This is a genomic window from Butyrivibrio sp. YAB3001, from assembly GCF_900112195.1.
In the GTDB taxonomy this organism is placed as follows: domain Bacteria; phylum Bacillota; class Clostridia; order Lachnospirales; family Lachnospiraceae; genus Butyrivibrio.
On record NZ_FOKR01000005.1, the window covers coordinates 225,590 to 244,090 of the forward strand.

At 38.8% G+C, this 18,501-nt stretch carries 18 protein-coding genes; 6 read left to right on the forward strand and 12 right to left on the reverse strand.

Annotated features, from left to right (window positions below):
* Positions 1-267: 267 nt before the first annotated feature.
* From BM086_RS07925 to BM086_RS07945, 5 genes are all read right to left on the reverse strand, one after another.
* On the reverse strand, positions 268-1,956 hold the full coding sequence (locus BM086_RS07925; protein WP_242952149.1) for a glycoside hydrolase family 43 protein: 1,689 nt from the start codon (positions 1,954-1,956) through the stop codon (positions 268-270).
* Between the two features lie 391 nt (positions 1,957-2,347).
* Positions 2,348-4,252 (reverse strand): M13-type metalloendopeptidase, encoded by a 1,905-nt coding sequence (locus BM086_RS07930; RefSeq protein WP_092325468.1) that lies wholly within the window; start codon positions 4,250-4,252, stop codon positions 2,348-2,350.
* A gap of 214 nt (positions 4,253-4,466) precedes the next feature.
* Positions 4,467-6,149 (reverse strand): ABC transporter ATP-binding protein, encoded by a 1,683-nt coding sequence (locus BM086_RS07935; protein WP_175560164.1) that lies wholly within the window; start codon positions 6,147-6,149, stop codon positions 4,467-4,469.
* Positions 6,150-6,655: 506 nt separating this feature from the next.
* The gene (locus BM086_RS07940; RefSeq protein WP_242952150.1) at positions 6,656-7,261 is read right to left on the reverse strand and encodes an ATP-binding protein; all 606 of its coding nucleotides are present in this window, start codon (positions 7,259-7,261) and stop codon (positions 6,656-6,658) included.
* Complete coding sequence (locus BM086_RS07945) at positions 7,258-8,847, reverse strand: AAA-like domain-containing protein (protein ID WP_092325470.1); 1,590 nt, start codon at positions 8,845-8,847, stop codon at positions 7,258-7,260. The genes BM086_RS07940 and BM086_RS07945 overlap by 4 nt, the downstream gene beginning before the upstream one ends.
* 629 nt (positions 8,848-9,476) lie before the next feature.
* Between BM086_RS07945 and BM086_RS07950 the strand changes: the two genes are divergently transcribed.
* The 6 genes from BM086_RS07950 (at position 9,477) to BM086_RS07975 (ending at position 14,496) form a co-directional block, all read left to right on the forward strand.
* Complete coding sequence (locus BM086_RS07950) at positions 9,477-10,223, forward strand: helix-turn-helix domain-containing protein (protein ID WP_092325471.1); 747 nt, start codon at positions 9,477-9,479, stop codon at positions 10,221-10,223.
* 33 nt (positions 10,224-10,256) lie between these two features.
* Positions 10,257-11,186, forward strand: a complete 930-nt coding sequence (locus tag BM086_RS07955) for a ParM/StbA family protein (RefSeq protein ID WP_092325472.1) — start codon at positions 10,257-10,259, stop codon at positions 11,184-11,186.
* Positions 11,187-11,209: 23 nt separating this feature from the next.
* A complete protein-coding gene (locus BM086_RS07960) occupies positions 11,210-11,572 on the forward strand; it encodes a hypothetical protein (protein WP_092325473.1) in 363 nt (120 codons plus the stop codon).
* A 614-nt stretch (positions 11,573-12,186) separates the two neighbouring features.
* The gene (locus BM086_RS07965; protein WP_092325474.1) at positions 12,187-12,600 is read left to right on the forward strand and encodes a plasmid mobilization protein; all 414 of its coding nucleotides are present in this window, start codon (positions 12,187-12,189) and stop codon (positions 12,598-12,600) included.
* Positions 12,564-13,781, forward strand: a complete 1,218-nt coding sequence (locus BM086_RS07970; protein ID WP_242952151.1) for a relaxase/mobilization nuclease domain-containing protein — start codon at positions 12,564-12,566, stop codon at positions 13,779-13,781. Before BM086_RS07965 ends, BM086_RS07970 begins: the two co-directional genes overlap by 37 nt.
* On the forward strand, positions 13,717-14,496 hold the full coding sequence (locus BM086_RS07975) for a DUF6040 family protein (protein WP_141107716.1): 780 nt from the start codon (positions 13,717-13,719) through the stop codon (positions 14,494-14,496). The genes BM086_RS07970 and BM086_RS07975 overlap by 65 nt, the downstream gene beginning before the upstream one ends.
* Positions 14,497-14,553: 57 nt before the next feature.
* On the opposite strand, the gene BM086_RS07980 is transcribed toward BM086_RS07975, so the two are convergent.
* The 7 genes from BM086_RS07980 to BM086_RS08000 all read right to left on the reverse strand — a co-directional run.
* On the reverse strand, positions 14,554-14,799 hold the full coding sequence (locus tag BM086_RS07980; RefSeq protein WP_092325476.1) for a hypothetical protein: 246 nt from the start codon (positions 14,797-14,799) through the stop codon (positions 14,554-14,556).
* Positions 14,765-15,217 (reverse strand): NUDIX hydrolase, encoded by a 453-nt coding sequence (locus BM086_RS07985; RefSeq protein ID WP_092325477.1) that lies wholly within the window; start codon positions 15,215-15,217, stop codon positions 14,765-14,767. The genes BM086_RS07980 and BM086_RS07985 overlap by 35 nt, the downstream gene beginning before the upstream one ends.
* The gene (locus BM086_RS21580; protein WP_255367787.1) at positions 15,214-15,339 is read right to left on the reverse strand and encodes a hypothetical protein; all 126 of its coding nucleotides are present in this window, start codon (positions 15,337-15,339) and stop codon (positions 15,214-15,216) included. Before BM086_RS21580 ends, BM086_RS07985 begins: the two co-directional genes overlap by 4 nt.
* Positions 15,340-15,453: 114 nt before the next feature.
* Positions 15,454-15,579 carry a hypothetical protein gene (locus tag BM086_RS21585; RefSeq protein WP_255367788.1) on the reverse strand — a complete coding sequence of 42 codons (126 nt, stop codon included), beginning with the start codon at positions 15,577-15,579 and terminating at the stop codon, positions 15,454-15,456.
* A 113-nt stretch (positions 15,580-15,692) separates the two neighbouring features.
* Positions 15,693-17,516 (reverse strand): alanine--tRNA ligase, encoded by a 1,824-nt coding sequence (locus tag BM086_RS07990; protein ID WP_092325478.1) that lies wholly within the window; start codon positions 17,514-17,516, stop codon positions 15,693-15,695.
* A 404-nt stretch (positions 17,517-17,920) separates the two neighbouring features.
* Positions 17,921-18,106, reverse strand: coding sequence for a GHKL domain-containing protein (locus BM086_RS07995; protein ID WP_092325479.1), 186 nt, complete (start codon positions 18,104-18,106; stop codon positions 17,921-17,923).
* A 54-nt stretch (positions 18,107-18,160) separates the two neighbouring features.
* Positions 18,161-18,501, reverse strand: a 341-nt coding sequence (locus tag BM086_RS08000; protein ID WP_141107717.1) for a VanZ family protein, incomplete at its 5' end; no start/stop codon positions are given.

Here is an 18,501-nt window from a genome sequence, read left to right on the forward strand (position 1 = left end):
CCTACAAGAAACATGCTCTCAATAATTTGCCGATTATCGGTTCGTTTTAATCGGTTATCGGTATTATTATTGGAATTTAATCCCTTTTTTACAGCGAAAAAGATCATAAAAACCGGCTTTGATAAACCAAAAAAGGATAATGGTGAAGGTCATTTAAAACCTTCAACATTATCCTTTTCATCACCAGTAATCCTCAGACTTTTCTGCGATTTACAATAATATCATCTTGTCTTTTATTTCTTCTGTTTTATTTCCTCATATGTGCTTTTACAGCGCTACTATAAGTCTTCCATTAGAAGCCTCATTATGAGAAAGAGCAAACACGCCCTGCTTTACACCTACCCACCTGCCAGCCTCAGCGCTTATTTCTGCCACTTTGTTATAATCTTTGCCATCATAGCTCATGTAATACCTGACAATTTCTTCAGGAGCAACCGGTATTTCTTTTTCTTTACGCATTCCGATATTCTTCACTTCATACTTAATATATACATGATGTGGAACATCGCTGCATATTTCTGTTTCACTTTCATTATAAAGAATACCTCCGTCCGTAAACTCCTGTCTTCCGCTAATACTACTTGCAACTATCTTGTCTTCTTTCTTTTCAAACACAACTGCAAGATATGACATTCCAAGGTTTATTACCCCCACATAATCACCTTTGCATAGTTGAGATAGATCAAGCTTGTAAGTATGTTCAAACTCAGGAGCTTCCCACTTCTTTAAGAGAATGCACGGTAATTCTGGTATATATCTTTCCTTTTCATCATAATTGCAGTAAAGAGTGATAGATTCGTCATCGTTTTCATTCGTAATCCAACTATCTTCATGATTAGCATTCCATTGCCAGCCTCTTAGATAAAGATCTGTAATACCTGGATTAGTAGTTTCTTTCTCATTGTAGCTTGCAACTTCAAGCGGTTTCTTATAGGTTCTCACAGGTTCGCCGCAGCACTCACCCTCAATCTTTTTTCCAATAACAGGCCAGTCATCCTCAAAGGTCATCGGTTGCAGATGTACGATTCTTCCTGCTGCGTAGACATCCTGAAAATGTAAAAACCAGTTATCTCCCTTTGGTGTATCTACCCAAGCCCCCTGGTGAGGGCCATTTATATCTGATGAACCTTGTTTTAAGACTATGCGCTTCTCGTAAGGCCCATATATATTGCGTGAACGCAGAACCAATTGATATCCTGGCTTAACTCCTCCTGCCGGGGCAAAAATGTAATAATAGCCATTTCTTTTATATAGCTTGGGGCCTTCCGTTGTTCTGTCTCCTGTCTGATTTCCATCAAATACCTTTACAGGTTCACCCTTTACTGACATTGCGTCGCTTGCAAGCTCTGTCACATAAAGAACGCTATTGTAGCCTATTCTGCTCTTGGCAACTCCTGATACAAGATAAACCTTCCCATCATCATCCCAGAATGGACATGGATCAATCCACCCTGCACCAGGTCGTATATTCACCGGCTCGCTCCACACACCATATGGATCAGATGCAGTCGTCATGTAGATACCCTCATCCGGCATAGGAAAACATACGTAAAATAATCCGTCATGATATCTTATGGAAGGCGCCCACACGCCTTCTCCGTGTCTTGGTTTTCTAAAAGAAGAAACATCCTCAGGTACATTCTTTACACAATAATTTATTAAGTTCCAATTAACCAGATCTTTTGAATGAAGTATCGGAAGTCCCGGTGTGTTCGTAAAGCTCGATGCAACAAGATAGTAGTCTTCGCCAACTCTGATTGCATCCGGGTCAGAATAATCACAGTAAAGAACTGGATTTGTGAAGGTTCCATCGCCATTATCAGAAATATATACTTCAAAAAACTTATCCAAAGCCCAATTTTGCATTTCCAGATACATATTCCCCCTAAGTTCATTGTATTCTACCCACTCAAATTTGTGATCTTCTTCTGTGGGCTCAGCAACCATTTCTATCATTTTCCCAACATAATAAGTCTGAATCGGATGAAAGTATCCTATTCTCTCATGAATTCCATAGGTTTCTGCGGAGCATAGCTGATATCTTACATTAACAGTACAGCCTGCCTCTTCCAGACATTCCCTATTAATACCATCCCATCAGTTGTTAATTCAGTTTATTTTGCACCTATTTTGAGAATTCTCAAGACATTATAACACAGGATAACACGGAATAATCATGTGAATAAGAACGTTTACCATTATTGTCGGAGAAAGCTAAATTGCTCTCTCCGCCTTTTTATCATGATTAAATATCAAATTCATTTGTAAACAGTATCAAAGTTCTATTGTTCCTAATGCATGTTTTGATAATTCCGGTATAACGCTCCATGCCAATTTGAGTAATAAATCACCAAATACTAATTCTTTTATTAGGAGCAATATACATCTGATCCTTATCTGTTACTCCAAAAGCTTCATACCACTCACTAAAATTCCTTGGAGGAATATTGGCACGGATTGGTGCAGGAGCATGAACATCTCTGGCAAGAAGAAGCTGAATCATTTCCTCCTTGGCTTTCATACACCATATTCTACCCCAGTTTTCAAAATAGGCTTTAAAATCAGCATCAGGAATAGTATGCATAATTTCTAATGTTACACCCATTCCTCCATTATCAGCTATATTTTCAGATACGGTAAGTTCACCATTTACTTTGCCACCATGATAAGGGATTCCATCAAACTGCTCTTTCATGTCATCTGCAAGTTTTTCAAATGCTTTGAAATCTTCTTCAAGCCACCAGTCCTTCAAATTTCCTTTTTCATCAAACTTAGCTCCGTTGGTGTCGAAAGCATGAGATATTTCGTGACCGATTACTGCACCAATACCACCAAGATTCTCACTTACACTCTGTGATAGGCTATAGAAAGGCTTCTGCAGGATTGCTGCAGGAAATGTTATATCGTTACAGCTAGGATTATAGCAGGCGTTTACGAGGTGGCCTGGCATTACCCATTCTGAGCGGTCTACTTCCTTATAGAGCTTATCAAACTGGTCTTTTCTGCGAATCGTGTTAATCTTGCTTACTGACTCATATAAAGAATCACTCTCTTCAAACCTTAGCTTTGTCCAGATTTCCCTTATGGCATCAGGATAACCCATTTTTACAACAATTGTAGATAGCTTTTTGATTGCCTCTTCCTTGGTAGAATCTGCAAGAAATGTGTTTTTCCTCATTCTAAGCTTATAGGTGTCAATTACTTTTTGAGCGATTGAGGCAATATCCTTTTTAGCCTCTTCTCCAAAATAGGTTCTACCGTAATACACACCAACCGGCTCTTTGTAAAACTCAGATGCCAGCTGATATGCTTCTTTTTCGATCACTGGATCAGCCGCTATTCCCATAAGTGCTCTTCTATAGCTTGTTCCAATGGATTTAAGTTCCAGAGAAAGGCATGGAGTAGCAGTCAAAAGAGTTTTCACATATAACCAGTGTGTGTAAAGTTTAAAATTCTCCTCTGAGAAATAGCCATTCATCTCCTTAATGGCTTTAGGATCATAAACTATCAGCGTGTCAGGAATCTTGTCCCCATAAAGATCTTTAAGTACTTTCTTGATATCAAAAGGCGCTACATATTCAGCAACTTCATCTACGTCCATAGGGTTCTGATTCTTATAGTATTCAGACCATTCCAGTTGGCTTTTTACTTTCTTGGCAACAAGAGCATCAAAGGCAAGTGCATCCTCTATAAAGAGCTTCTTTTCTCCCTCAGAAAGAGGAGCAAATTCAAGAGCTTTCGCAGCCATATCAGCATAAACAGCCAAAAGTTGTTTGCCAGATTCATTATCATCTGCATAATACGGAGTATCCGGGAGAATTATAGCTGGTCCTTGCACTATAAAGCAGTGCTTTGTAGTGTCAGCCATGTCTACATCTGCAGCCATATCTATTGGAAGCTCGAGTCCTTTAAGAAGAAACTCCGTAGCTACATTATTAAGGTCTTCCACTGTTTCAAGTGCCTTGATCCTATTTAAAAGAGAAAGGACTGGCTCTAATCCTTCTTTATTTCTTCTTTCTGTATCAAGTACTTTCTTGTAAAGAGATATTGCATAGGCCATTTCAGGAATGTCAGAAGTCTTATCTCCTTCTGCAAAAGCCTTAAAATCAGCCATCATTGTTTTTTCAACATCCTCTGCCAACGTGTTAAATCCACCTGTCATAGGCTTATCATCAGGAATAATAGCCGTTTTAAGCCATTCTCCATTAATCGCATGATAGAGGTCGTCTTGAATTCTCACTGTTTCACCCATAAAAAATCCCTTTCTTTTATCGCTTTAAATCAATGAAGAGATTATAACAAAAAAGAAAGAGATAATGCTAGTATTTCCTGCATTTTCTCCTTCTTTTTTGTTTGATTTAAAATGAAATATATTTAGATGTAGTCAAAGATTCCCTGCAATCATTACAGACACATATATTTTATTCTTTAAAACTTCTTTCATGTATCTCCTCAGTTTTTGTTTATTACGCAGCTATCATTTTAAATCCGTATAAAAGCCCCTTTGCTCTTATAAGGTCACTATATGTTCCATGTTCCTGTATCCTTCCGGATTTCATGACGAGAACTTCATCCGCCTGATTAAGCGTCGCATCATTGATACGGTGTGTTATCATGATTACAGTTACGCCTTCTATATTCATGATAAGGTCTTCAATATAGCGTTCCTTTGATACATCAAGATTTGATGTAATCTCATCCAGGATAAAGACTTTTGCTCCTGCAAGGAGTGCTCTGGCAATACCAATTCGCTGCTTCTCTCCACCGGAAAGATTGTATCCGTTACCATTAATCCTTGTATCTAATCCTTCTTCAAGACCGTCTATGTATTCCGTAAGTCCGGCACTATCAATAGCATTCTGCAATTCTTCATCAGAATAGTTCTTGAAAAGAGTTATATTGTTCCGGATTGTATCATCAAAAAGAAAGACTTCCTGCTGCATGTAATTCACAACACTGTAGAGCTGTTTATCAGGAATATCACTGATATCCTTGTTTCCAAGAAGCACTCTTCCCTTTGTATTCTCAGACATTTTTAGGAACAGTTTTACCAACGTGGACTTACCGCATCCGCTATCGCCCATGATTATGTACTTCTTTCCCTGTTTAAACTCTACTTCAACGTCCTTTAGAACCTCTTTATCTTCGAAACAAACTTGGACATTTTCAGCTTTTAACGTATAGTCTTCATCAAGTGGCTGAGTTTCTGCTACGTTATCGGAATCAACCTCCGAGTATTTCTTTAGTTTATCAACAACAACTGATACTGACTTTAGGCTTGTTATAAACATGGGAACTTCCTGGAATGGCGCCAGTATTCCTCCAATAAGCTGCGAAAGAGCAAGTATCGTACCAATGTTTATCTTACCAAGGTAGACAAATACAGCACTTGTAATAATTGTCATAACATAACCTACTTGCGAACATATAATAGATATATATGCAATACGGTAGTTTGTCTTAACAAGGTTGCACTCGGCCTCTTCGCTCGCTTCATTTCTTTCCTCTGTTTGCTTCTTTATTTTGGAAAAGACAGAATAAAGCTTTATAGTATTGAAGCCTATGAGCGCATCAGAGATTACACTTTGATACTCTGCCGATGCAGTAGAAGCCTGAGTAGAGTTCTTCTTTAACCTCTCCTGAAATATCTTTGGTATAAAAACAGAAAACATTGCAATAAGCACATTTATGAGGCAGATTACAGGATTGACTCTGATAAGTGCTATTACAGTTACAATGAAACTTGTTGTAACCCTATAAATGCCGCATACGCTGTCAAAGTAGTCAGTACTGATCTTTTTGACATCTCTCTGCATCATGGAAACATAATATGATGGTGGTTCTTTCCTAAACTCTTGAAAACTTTTATTCATTATTCCTTCGAAAAGATTATTCTTAAAAGCTATAAGGAACTCTTTCCTCAGATTCTCGCGAGATATTTTATGAAAATAGGACACTGACATATCTGCAATAACTATAACTATGAAAGCAGCTATCATTTTTATCATCAATGTGAAATTTCCCTTTGTGGAAACTGTTATAAGCGGTTCAAGTGATAATGAAAAAAGAACTGATGTGATTGCCATTGCGGGTGAAAGAAGCATATAAATAATGAGTTTTTTCTTGTTATTAAAAAAGTATTTATTCAAAGGTTTTCTCCAATCTATAATCTGATAAAGCATAACAAAAAACTGCTCTGCATACTTTTCTGTACGCAAAGCAGTCCTATACCATTGTTAACCTATTATAGAAAGGCAAGATGGCACAGCTAATCTGATCTAAGCGTACAAAAATAAGACCTGTCATGCAGGTAGTAACTATCTTTGTTCAACTTTTATATCAGAAAACCTTAATGCTCATCCTTTATTTACCTCAATTATTTGTTCAAAGCAACTTTAATGTTACCATCACTCCCCAAAACATGCAAGTTATTATTCGCAAGACTGGAGAACTTATAATTATCTATTTTTTGCTTTCATATTATTTCTTTTTCCTATATCTTCTGTTGCTGGTTGATCCTATTGTTTCTACTTCATCAACCAGCTCTGATAAAATAGCTCTGGTCCTTGATTAGCTAAGTCCAATAACTTCAGCAATTTCAGCTGATGAAGCATCATTTACTGTCTCCAAGTATTCCTTTATCTTATCTTGGGTTTCACTTGTTTGATTGCGAATCTGCTTGTTCGCTTGTTCGACTGTTCGCTTGTTCGACTGTTCGCTTGTTCGACTGTTCGCTTGTTCGACTGTTCGCTTGCAATCTATAAACAGTAGCCTTAATTCCATCACCGAATTCTTCAAAAACAGGCTCTTGCAGGCCATACTGCTTGCACGATGTGATAAGTCTTGGAATACCGGTTCCCCATGCTTCAACTATATGCATGTATTGAAAAATATCGGCGATTGCCTGATTTCTGCATTTGGATCTTCCGGTTTTCATGGTCGCAATATCCATTCCGCCATAAAGCATTCCAGGTGATACAACCTCAATTCTATCGTCAAAAATAGAAACCTGTATCTTGGATTCTGCTAAATAACTTCGATGAATAACAGCATTAGCTACTAACTCTCTTATTGACTTTATTGGAAGCTCATATACGTTTTTACTGCAAAGGCCATTAACTTCAGCACCGATGTTAATATGCTTCAGAATAAACTGAAATGCGTCAGATAACTGCTCGTAAATAGGACCTTCAAACTCTTTTTTATCTATAAAATTATCTCTTTCATTAGAGTACATGTTACAGTTTTTACTGATCTTCACACAGTTCCTTCAAACAGCACCTTATCGCCTACCTGAACTCTCTCCACACCTTGCGCCTTCTTTTTGTTGAAGTTAAAGCTGAGCATATAGCCAGTATCAAGATGCCAATGATTCAAATAATCTATTATTTGCTTTTCTCCTTCAGCATTGTATCTTTCTCCACGCCAGATCTTAAGCTCAATAATATACTGCTGACCAAGATAATCTATGATCACATCTGTTCTAGTCTGATCACGGGTCTGCGCTTCAATGTAGTAATTACCGGTTCCATTTATTATTGGCTTTACATACAGCAGAAACTGCTCTCTTCCGTCCTTTTCTTTAAATCTTTCTTGTAAGGGGCCACAAACTTCGGTATAAGTTTTAATGAAGCCTTCAAGAATAAGACGCATGTTCAGCTTTCCATCCTCAACAAAACGGTTCTTAGCAAGCTGACCTTCTCTTGAGAATATATTACTCTTCAATTCTTCATCAGAGAGAAATAGGTTATAGAGCATAGTTTCAAATATCCTGTTCGCTACTCTGACAGTATTATGGTCGTTCCTGATAAGGCCATACATCTGCAGCTGGATGATAGAATCCTGCTGTGCATTCCAAGTAAGTTTTGTTCCTTCCATCAGAATACTACGAATAGACTTCTTTAACTCCGGATAGCAATCAAGATTTTTAGTCAATGACTGGAACAATGTGTTATTTTCCGAAAGTATAAGCTTAATTGCCTCATCAATGCCTCTTGATGTCCAAGCATTAGCAACCCCCATTTTCTTACTTATGTCAACATCTAGCCGCTCGCAGATACGACTAACCAAGAAAGGATACCCATTAGTGTAATCTCTAATTAGTTTTGCAATAGCAACAGTATCCATTCCTGTATTATGGTCAGTCTCATACTCATCAAGCATTCCTTTTATACCACTCTCAGAAAGGCTCATGTCTATTTCAAAATCCGCTGCAATGTTCCATGGACTATTAACCTTATGGTCATCCTCAGATCTGATTTTTGATTTAAGATGCTTAACATCAGTTACCCCTGCAAGAATCACTGACTGCATAGCCGGAACGCCATCTGTGTCACGGCTGATATAACCATCTCTGAGTTGAGCAAGAAAATCGAGGAAAACCTGATTATTTGTCGCACTGTCTACTTCATCTATAATAAGTACAATCGGCGTGTCTGAAGCTTTTATCCACCTTTTCAGGATTCTAAAAAGATCGTCCATCTTTACTTTGTCTGCATCAGAATCATTAAGCTTTTCCAATGCATCTAGTACCTTCTCAGGGATGGGAACATTCTCAAATTCGTGAAGATCTATGAGAAGTCTGGCGAAAGCCTGCGAAAACGTTCCTTCATTTTCAAAAACCCCAGCACCTATTCCCTGAAAATCCAATGCCAAAACCAAATAATCCTTGACCAATGCTTTTTTCAAAGCACTCAGTGTTGTAGTCTTTCCATACTGTCTCGCTCTATTGATAGTAAAGTATTTACCAGCATCCACAAGCTTCCTTATTTCTGACACTCTTTCAGAAAGATCTACCATATAATGTTTTGATGGTATGCATACAGCTGTTGTATTGAATACTTTCATTAGAAATCTCTTCTTTCCTTGAATAATCCTTATCTACTACTATTCTAGCATTTTACGATTTTGTTTACCAATTGACTATTCACCATCCTCATCGTTCAAGTTGGATAACTCTTTTTGAAGCTGTTTCATCTGCTCCTCAAGCTTTGCTTTTTTTAGTTCTTTCAAGTTTTTCTCAGTTCTATCCGTTAATGCTTTTGGAAAATTCCATTTCCACATTTTATATGAATGAAGAATTGAGGCACGCTCTTCTTCAGAAGAAGCAGCTTCCAATTAAAACTGTGAATAAACGGAGTGAGTTAGATTGAAGTTAGATTTCAGGGTAAAAAATGAGGGTTTGCAAATCTGCAAACCCTGATAAAATCTAAGTCGAGGCGACAAGATTCGAACTTGCGACCTCTGCGTCCCGAATATTGCTTTGGATTTGTCTTTTTATCCCATCTGTTGTTAATTCAGTTTATCTTAAGCCTTTTCTATGAGTTCTCAAGACATTATAACACAGGATAACACGGAATAATCATGTGAATAAAGACGTTTGAGTAGAATAAAAAGTAGAATAAACAGCTCTCTATAAACTATCACCCAAAGTTTATGGAGAGCATTTTTGTGCTCTTCTTTTTGAAAGGAAACACATGGCAATATTAAAAAACAAAACACAGGGAAATTACACTGTAGTTTCTCAGAACATCATGCGAGACAGGGAACTGTCTCTGACAGAGCGAGGTCTTCTTTTAACGCTCCTGTCTCTTCCGGACTACTGGAATCTGACCATCAAAGGTCTTTCCCAGATCCTGCCTGATGGAAAAGATAAGATTCAAAAGACGCTCAACAGCCTTATTGCAAAAGGATATGTTACCAGAATACAGAGCAGGGACAGCAGCGGGCAGTTTGATTCCAACAGCCTTGAGGTCCATGAATCTCCGGTAATGGCTCCTACCCAGCCACCCAAGAAAGACGATAAAGATAAGGAAAGTAAGGCACCATCGAAGATCACACCGTATCCTGAAAACCCGGATGCGGTAAATCGGGATACCGGAAATCCGGCTCCTGAGATTCCGACACAATATATTAATAATAAATCTAATAACCATAAAGATAATATTCATAAAGTGTGTAAGGCGGACACACTCACTGATGATGAATATGATGATCTGGTATCTGAGTTTGGCAAAGCAAACGTTGACTACCAGATACAGCGCATCACTGATCGTGGCTATAAGGGATGCCTTAACTACGAAACTGTAAGGACCTGGTGCAGGGAACGGCTTGACAGGCCAGCTTCGTTTCAGAATTCGCCGCCGCGAAAAAATGCCTTCTGCAGTTTTAAACAGAACGAATATGACTTTGAAGAGCTGGAAAGGCAGCTCTTATGTAACTAAAAACCAAACAAATAACATGGAGGAATTAAAGGTATGAAAGATTTATATGTAGATGGAAAGTTAGTGATTGGAATTGATCACGGTTATGGAAACATGAAAACAAGAAATTCAGTGTTTAAAAGCGGTGTTAAATCCTATAGCGATGAACCCGCTGTAGCAACCAGCGTTTTGCAGCTTGACGGCATGTACTACGTTATAGGCGAGAGTCATAAAGTATTCATTGCCAATAAGGATGAGGACAATGACTACTATATCCTCACACTGGCTGCAATTGCCAAAGAGCTTGAGATCAGAGGCTTGCGATCATCTGATCTTATCCTTGCTGTAGGACTTCCTATTCACTGGATGTCCAAGCAGAAAAGTTCATTCAAAGATTATCTGATGAGAAGACCTGAAGTAAACTACAGATACTGCGGAAAATATTATCACATCAGAATATGTGACGTAGCAATCTACCCTCAGGGATATGCAGCCATTGCAGCTTCTCTTGAAGACTATAAAGGAGTTCACATGCTGGCTGATATCGGTAATGGCACCATGAATACTCTGGTGATCACAAACGGACGCCCATTATCTGATAAGAAATTTACAGATAAGATCGGCGTTCATGAGTGCGTAAAACATATCATGAATGAAGTTCAGGCGGAATGCGGAAAAATCCCTGACGAAAGCATTATTGAGGATTTCCTCATAAATGGCACCGCAGAAGTTTCAGATCGAATACAGAATGTCATGCGCAGAGAAGCAGTCAAATATACAGAAATGATATTCGATAAGCTCAGCGAGTACGAGTATGATCCGGAACTTGTAAAGCTTCATATCATTGGAGGTGGAGGCTGTCTTATCAGAAATTTTGGTGATTACGATACTTCCAGCGTAGAGATAATTGAAGATATCTGTGCAACAGCCAAGGGCTATGAGGAACTATACAATTCACAGTATCTTGCGAGGAAGGGAGCTTAAGCTCTCTTCCGTGAGGTAATGTCATGGAAGAAAAAAGACTAAGCATAAGATTTAGAATGGATAACCCTCAAGACAGGAAAGCCTGGGACTTATTACAGATACTATCTGCCAAAGAAAACACTTCCAAGAATGCAGTTGCCTTAAAGCTCATCTGTAAAGGTGCAGATGCTTGTGACACTCCTGGAAACAGTGCTTTGGACCTAATTGCCAACCAGATAGCAGATCTTGTAGCTAACAAACTATTGGCAAATGCAGGAAGCGTCAATTTCATTCCCGCAAGTAATAGCGAAGCGGCTGAAAAAGAAGCAAAAGCCGTTTCGGAACCGGATGATGATGAAATCAGAACTGTCAGCAAAGAAGCCCTTAGCTTTCTCGATGATTTTTAATATGGCATCAATATGATGTCACTATAAAAGAGTTAATGGCATTAAAGTGATGCCATCTATAAAAACCTTCTCGCTTGAGCGAGGCGATTTACCAGAAATGATATAGGCGCTATTCGCACCAATATCATTTCTTCCCGAACCGCAGATACCCGACCACTTCGAAGGGGCAAATAGTCCACTGGACTGTTTGCTCCTTCTTCGTTTGTCAGTATGAAGAACATGAACATCACTGCCTACCGGAACTGATATTCATGCTCTCCATACCGGCATCGTGTATCTCCTCCCGGGCAAATCGCAAAAGCACAATTTTTCCTCCGCCGCCCGCCGCAGCCTGTCTGCCGACGGAGAAAAAATAGGCAAGTTTCGCAAAGTGGCAAGCCACATTGCACCGCTTCATCGAAAACGCCTATCGGCATTTTCTCTTTCGCTAAACTTGCCAGTGGGCTTTGCCCCCTTGGAACCCCCAGCAAGGTTTTCCGACCTCTTCACACCGGAGCCGGCAGACTATCATCCGACCACAAAATCATCCCCCGGATGTTTTTTCAGTCCTCGCCAGCCAGCCTAAGGGCTCTGCCCTTGCATCCCGCCAAAGGGACTCGCTCTCCTTTGGCGGGATGCAAAAAAACGTATATGAAAGGAATTTAAGAATCTTGTCTAAAGCAAAACGAAAAAGAAATAGAGCAATAACCGTAAGAATGAAGGAATCTGAGTATATGGAACTTGTTAACAAAGTAAAAGAGTCCGGGCTATCGCAGCAGGACTTCATCATCAGGGCTGTTCATGGTGGAACCATTATCTCTTCTGATGAAATTGCAGCATTAAAGGAAACCAATAAAATATTTGCAGACTTTGTAAAACAGCTCCGCGGAATGGGAACTAACCTAAATCAGATGGCTCATGTTGCAAATGGCCAGGGCCTGCTCCCAACCGAAAACAGAATTGAAGGCATTGTAGATCAGATCGGTGACTTCAGAAAGGAGGGCGAGGATATATGGCTATCAATAAGGTCGTCAATCACTCTACCATGAGCCACGGTGCCATGCGGAACTGTCTCGAATATGTCCTTAGGGAAGAAAAGCTGCGCGAGCATTACAAAGAAATCTTAGGTCCTTATGCTCCTGAAGAAATAACTCCGTTTGAAGTCTATCAGACCTGGCTTGAAGAAAAGAAGCTTTGGGACAAGGATAATGGCAGAATGTATGCTCACAATATCATCAGCTTCCATGGTGATGAGAAGGTCACTCCGGCAGAAGTCCTTGAAATAGGAAAAGAGTTTGCTGAAAAGTTCTTCCCGGATCACCAGAGCGTAATAGCGGTTCATCAGGATAAGGATCACCTTCACTGTCACATTGTTACTAACAGCGTGTCATATATAGATGGCCTGAAGCTCCATCAGAGCAAAAAGGATCTCGAACAGCAGAAAGTATTTACCAACAACCTCTGTTTGGGGCGAGGTCTTACCATTGCCGAAAAGGGTAAGCACTTCGATGGGACGCCGATAGAACAGGGTGAAATCATTGCATGGAGCAAAGATAAATACAATCTACTCATCAATGATTCCAAAAAGAGCTTTGTGGTAGACTGTGCTATTGCACTTATGGATGTCATCCCAATATCAGCAAGCCGCGAAGAGTTTATTTCCGGAATGAAAGAAAAAGGCTGGACCGTGGACTGGACAGACAAAAGAAAACACATTGTATTTCAGAATGAAAATGGAGATAAAGTCCGTGATACCAATATTGAAAAGACCTTTGCTGGTCTACAGGTAAATAAGGAGGCACTTATAAATGAATTTGAAAGACAGAATGAAAGCAGACTCTGTGATAACAGAGCAGACGAAGAAAGAGAATCTTCAGCAGAACTCATCCCAGCAGACTTCGAGCGATACTACGAAGAGGTTGAATCAGCCATCGCTGGAATCGGTGGTGGAGGCTCAGTCAGAAGCAATTCAGAAACTGACAGCGGAGAATCATCTGAAGGACGAGACGATAGAAGATCTGAGGAATCAGACACAGATAGACTTGTCAGAGATGTCAGAGCTGAGATCAGTAATAGCAGAACTCAGAGCAGAGATCTCATCAGTGCAGAACGTAAATCAGTCGATCGTGAAAGAGAACGACGACTTGAGGAACAGCGCAGGGCTCATGAGCAGGAAAGAGCAGCAGAAGCTCGTAGAAAAGCTCACCACCACTCAGGACCTTCTCTCTGATACTAAGAAACTGGTCAACATGTCCAATGTTACGGCCGTAGAAAATGCCCAGGCAGCCAAACAGGCTGCCGAGGCTAAGGCCAGACAGGATATTGCAAACTGCAAAGAAGAAGCAAACTGCAAAGTCTCTGAAGCAGTAAAAGCAAAAAATGATACGATCAAAGTTGCCAATGCAAAAATCAAAGCAGCCAAGAAGAGCCAGCAGATAGCCTGGGACTCACTTATCGCAACTCTGTTTTGCTGCCTCATGGCATATCCCGTCTTCTTAGAAGATGTATGGGAGTTCATATCAGCTCCCATTATATTGGCTTGGGATAGTTTGAACATCTATGCAAAATGGATGGCAACACCTTATTATTCCAAGTTTGTAGATGGCACTGAAAAACTCTATGCTTATACTCCCGGAACAGCATGGCTTTTGAGAATACTATCATTTGCCTTGCTGATTACCATTATTGCCGGAATCTGCTACGGGCTTTATAAGCTGTGGCTATATTATAGGAAGAGATGGTGTAACCTATCACTTCGAGTGTTGCTTGTATCTTTGGCAGCAATCATCGTATTCGGTCCAGTACTCAAAAAACTTTTAAGTATCAATTTGATCCTGATCGTAGGAATTCTACAGGTACTGTACCTCGGAGTTCTTATATATCTTGATGGATACTTCGATAGCAGGTACAAAACAAATGAATGGATACGAATTCAAAAAAAATAATGAAAGAAGCCTTCCGGGTATATGATCACTACCTGGAAGGCTTATCTTAAAGTAATTTCATATATTGATTCCAAGAAGCGCTGTACTGCTTTTATCCCACCAAAGGCCTATAGCACCTACTCTTCGAAGAACTCGCCATGCGATATAGTCATCTTCACTTTTGCATGGATTATCTGCCTTAAGAATGTCTTCTGAAATATGCCTCTGTGCCAAATCATAGTATTTACGGTTGCCCTTTTTATGGTGTATTACAAGATCGCCATCCGTATCATGATTTCCAAATATCCTGCCACAGTTCTTCATGCTGCTTACAGAATAAAACCGGTTTATCTTCTTTGGAAAAGTACTTTAGTTCCAATGTTTCTTCATTATCACAGCGCAGTTCTCCGCCAACAGCCTGTAATTTAAAAACTATGAATATACTATGGGCTTTGTCACCATTTGGATATTTCATGTCACTATCAGTATAGATTCCAATAATATCTCCTACTTCAACGTCAAGTCCGGTTTCTTCTTTGGCCTCACGTATTGCTGCTTGTTGAGGAGTCTCTCCAAGCTCAATAGCACCTCCTGTGAATCCCCATTTATTACTGTCTCCCCGCCTTTGAAGAAGTACTTCGCCTTTATCATTAAAGATACATCCGCCTGCAAATACAAGTATTACCTTTTCATGACCAACCTTGCTTCTAATCCAACCAATATAATCCAGTGAACTATTCATGTGTTTTTCATTCCTTTTGTAAAGACTACATTTTTTAATAAATGATAAGATATCTCTTGTGCCTCAGAGTAATCATTTATTCCATATCCAGCTAATATAGCCAATACTTTTTCTTTTTCCATAAATACTAAACATCAAATGTTTCAAAATTCTTATTAAAAACCATTGTATCAAAAAAGGCAGTGAACTTATATATCAAGTTGCTGCCTTCTCCAAATCATACCTTATATTAATTCTTAGCGTACATCTCTTATTTCCTCGTCGCCATCCTTATGAGGAAGATTCATGATTCCATCTTCTTCCTTATCATTTTCAATTCCGAACTCCTCCTCATAGATTGAACTGCTGATGAGTTCTTCCACAGGTTGCAGGAATCTAACAGGAACATATATTCCATCAATAAAGAGCTTCTTCTGCTCATCATTCGTGCAAAATGGGAATGTTGCTCTAGTTTCATTATAACGTCCTCATTCTTTTAATTATGCTGAATAACAGCTTTAATTCTTCTTATTCCACTTGCGCATGCTTGCTCCTTTACAATATGGAAATGGCCTAATTCAGCAGTATTCTTAGCGTGAGGTCCTCCACAAATCTCTTTGCTATATCCTTCAATTTCATAAACATACACAAAATCATTATACTTTTGACTAAAGAATCCAAGAGCACCTGAAGCTTTTGCATCTTCATATGACATTTCTTTTTTGATAACGTCAATTTTTTCATCAATAGCCTTATTTACTATATTTTCTACTTCACTAAGCTCCTGATCAGAAACTTTTCTATTGAAGCTAAAATCAAATCTAAGACGCTCACTGGTTATATTGCTTCCTTTTTGCTGTACCTCTTCCCCGAGTACTTTACGAAGAGCTGCTTGCAATAAATGAGTAGCGTTATGTAGTCTTGCGGTCTCTTCAGTGTCGTCAGCCAGTCCTCCTTTGAATTTTCCTTCTGCACCCTTCCTTGATTTTTCCTGGTGTCTTACGAATAACTCTTTAAATCCATTAGTATCAACTGTTACACCCTGTTCCGACGCAATTTCTTCCGTCATTTCTATTGGAAACCCGAATGTATCGAATAATTTAAAAGCATCTTCAGCAGACAGCTCTTTTTTATCACCAAGACTTGCAAGATATTTATTTAGCATTTTCATTCCTGATTCTATAGTTTTTGCGAACTTGAGGCGTTCACTTCTCAAAACACTTTTTACTTGTTCCAAGTTTTCTATTACTTCCGGATAATACTCTCCCATGATAACTGAGATTGTTTCAATTATCTCAATATCGAAATCACTATTTATATCGATTCCTAAGATCTTAGCATAACGTAGCATTCTTCGAATCAGCCTTCTTAGTACATAGCCCTGATCCGTATTAGAAGGCACTATTCCAGCTTTATCAGATGCAATCATAAGAATTGATCTGCAGTGATCAGCAACTATTCTCATTGCGCGTTCATTGCTCTGGTCATACTCTTTTCCGGACAATTCGCATATTTTTGTAATTATAGGCCACCAGATTTCAGTTCTATAATTATCATCAACGCCTGACAATGCAGCCGTTGCACGTTCTACGCCCATTCCTGTATCTACGTTCTTTTGTTTTAATTCAATAAACTCCCCTGTCTTAAGATGCTCAAACTGCATGAAAACGTTATTCCAGATTTCTACCCATCTGTCATCTGAAGTATCAAAATGTTCAGGAGGCTGTTCTGTAGTATCACTCCAATAAAATATCTCTGTATCAGAACCGCATGGACCCAGCTGATCAAGTGATGGCCACCAGTTGTTTTCCGCCGGCAGATATGCTACGTGCTTAGGAGATATCCCAAGTGAAATCCAGCAATTAGCAGCCTCTTCATCTCTAGGAACAACATCATTACCCTCAAACACAGTAACAGCAAGATAATCAGTTGAAATACCAAGGATTTTGGTCAGAAATTCAAAACTCCATTCAATAGCTTCATGTTTGAAATAATCTCCTAGCGACCAGTTTCCTAGCATCTCAAAAAAGGTATGATGCGTTTTGTCTCCAACTTCTTCAAGATCGGTTAAACGAAAGCACTTTTGATAATCAACCAGTCTTTTTCCAAGTGGATGCGGATTTCCCAGCAAAAATGGTACTAAAGGCTGCATGCCAGCTGTGTTAAATAAGCAAGATGGATCATTTTCCGGAACAACTGATGCAGAATCAATTTGTTTATGATCTTTTGAAACAAAAAAATCGATATACTTTTTCTTCAATCCTATTTTGCTCTCATAAATTCCCCCTTCATTTTTGTTGTTTGACTTAGTTGTATTCATACATTTCTCCTCCTGGGTAAAAAAATAGCCTCATCAAACATAGCGTCTGATGAGGCTTAATAAACATATCTATTATGGAGTTATAGAATTAGACCACAATCCTCCATATTTCCTCATCATTAACAACAAAAACAGACCCCTGAGCATTCACGGGTCTCGCGTTCGCGGCTATGGAATTAATGATGAGTCCATTGTGTATCATATTTGTTCTGCTTTCTGATAAATGTTATTTCAGAGTATAGTTGTCTTTCAATTCCATGTCAATAACAAATTTGGTTTATTCAAATATAATCGAAGAAAGGCCTTTTTGATTTATCATATAAATTGCTTGTTTTTCTCAAAAAAACGAATATTTATTCAAGTCATAAAACTCTCTTTTGTCTAGCAAATACTATCTAAAATTATTATTTTTCTCTTGTATATGGAAATACCATTCCACAATCATTGCATTTAAAGTACTCGGTAAAATTCCCCTTAACAATAAAAAGCTCATTATCAACTGAAATATTCATTTCACCATTTTGTGTCTTCACAAGATTCTGAACGCTCCTTAAGCCAATTCCATCATTTATTGCACTTTTCTTCCCCATAATTCTTCCGTTATCAATCCTTATATTTCCTTCTAATGGATCTTTATCTCACGTTTAAAAAGGGTCTTTCGCATAACAAATATTTGTAATTATATGTCCAATCATACATCCTACTACATGCAGTATTATATCATCTATATCTGCGCTTCCAGTACATAGAAAATATTGAGCAAGTTCAATAACTACCGAAAAAAGCATCCCTGCTGCTATGACAAATACAAATTTTTTACAATTAGTCACTAAAGGTAATCCTATTCCAAACGGCAAAAAACAAACAATATTACCAACCAGATTCTCTAATGCCCATAAATCTGTTATATGTTCAAACTGATCAATTATCGTGCGTAGAGGCACAATATTATAATTATAAGCTCCTACTTCTCTGCTCCACTTTA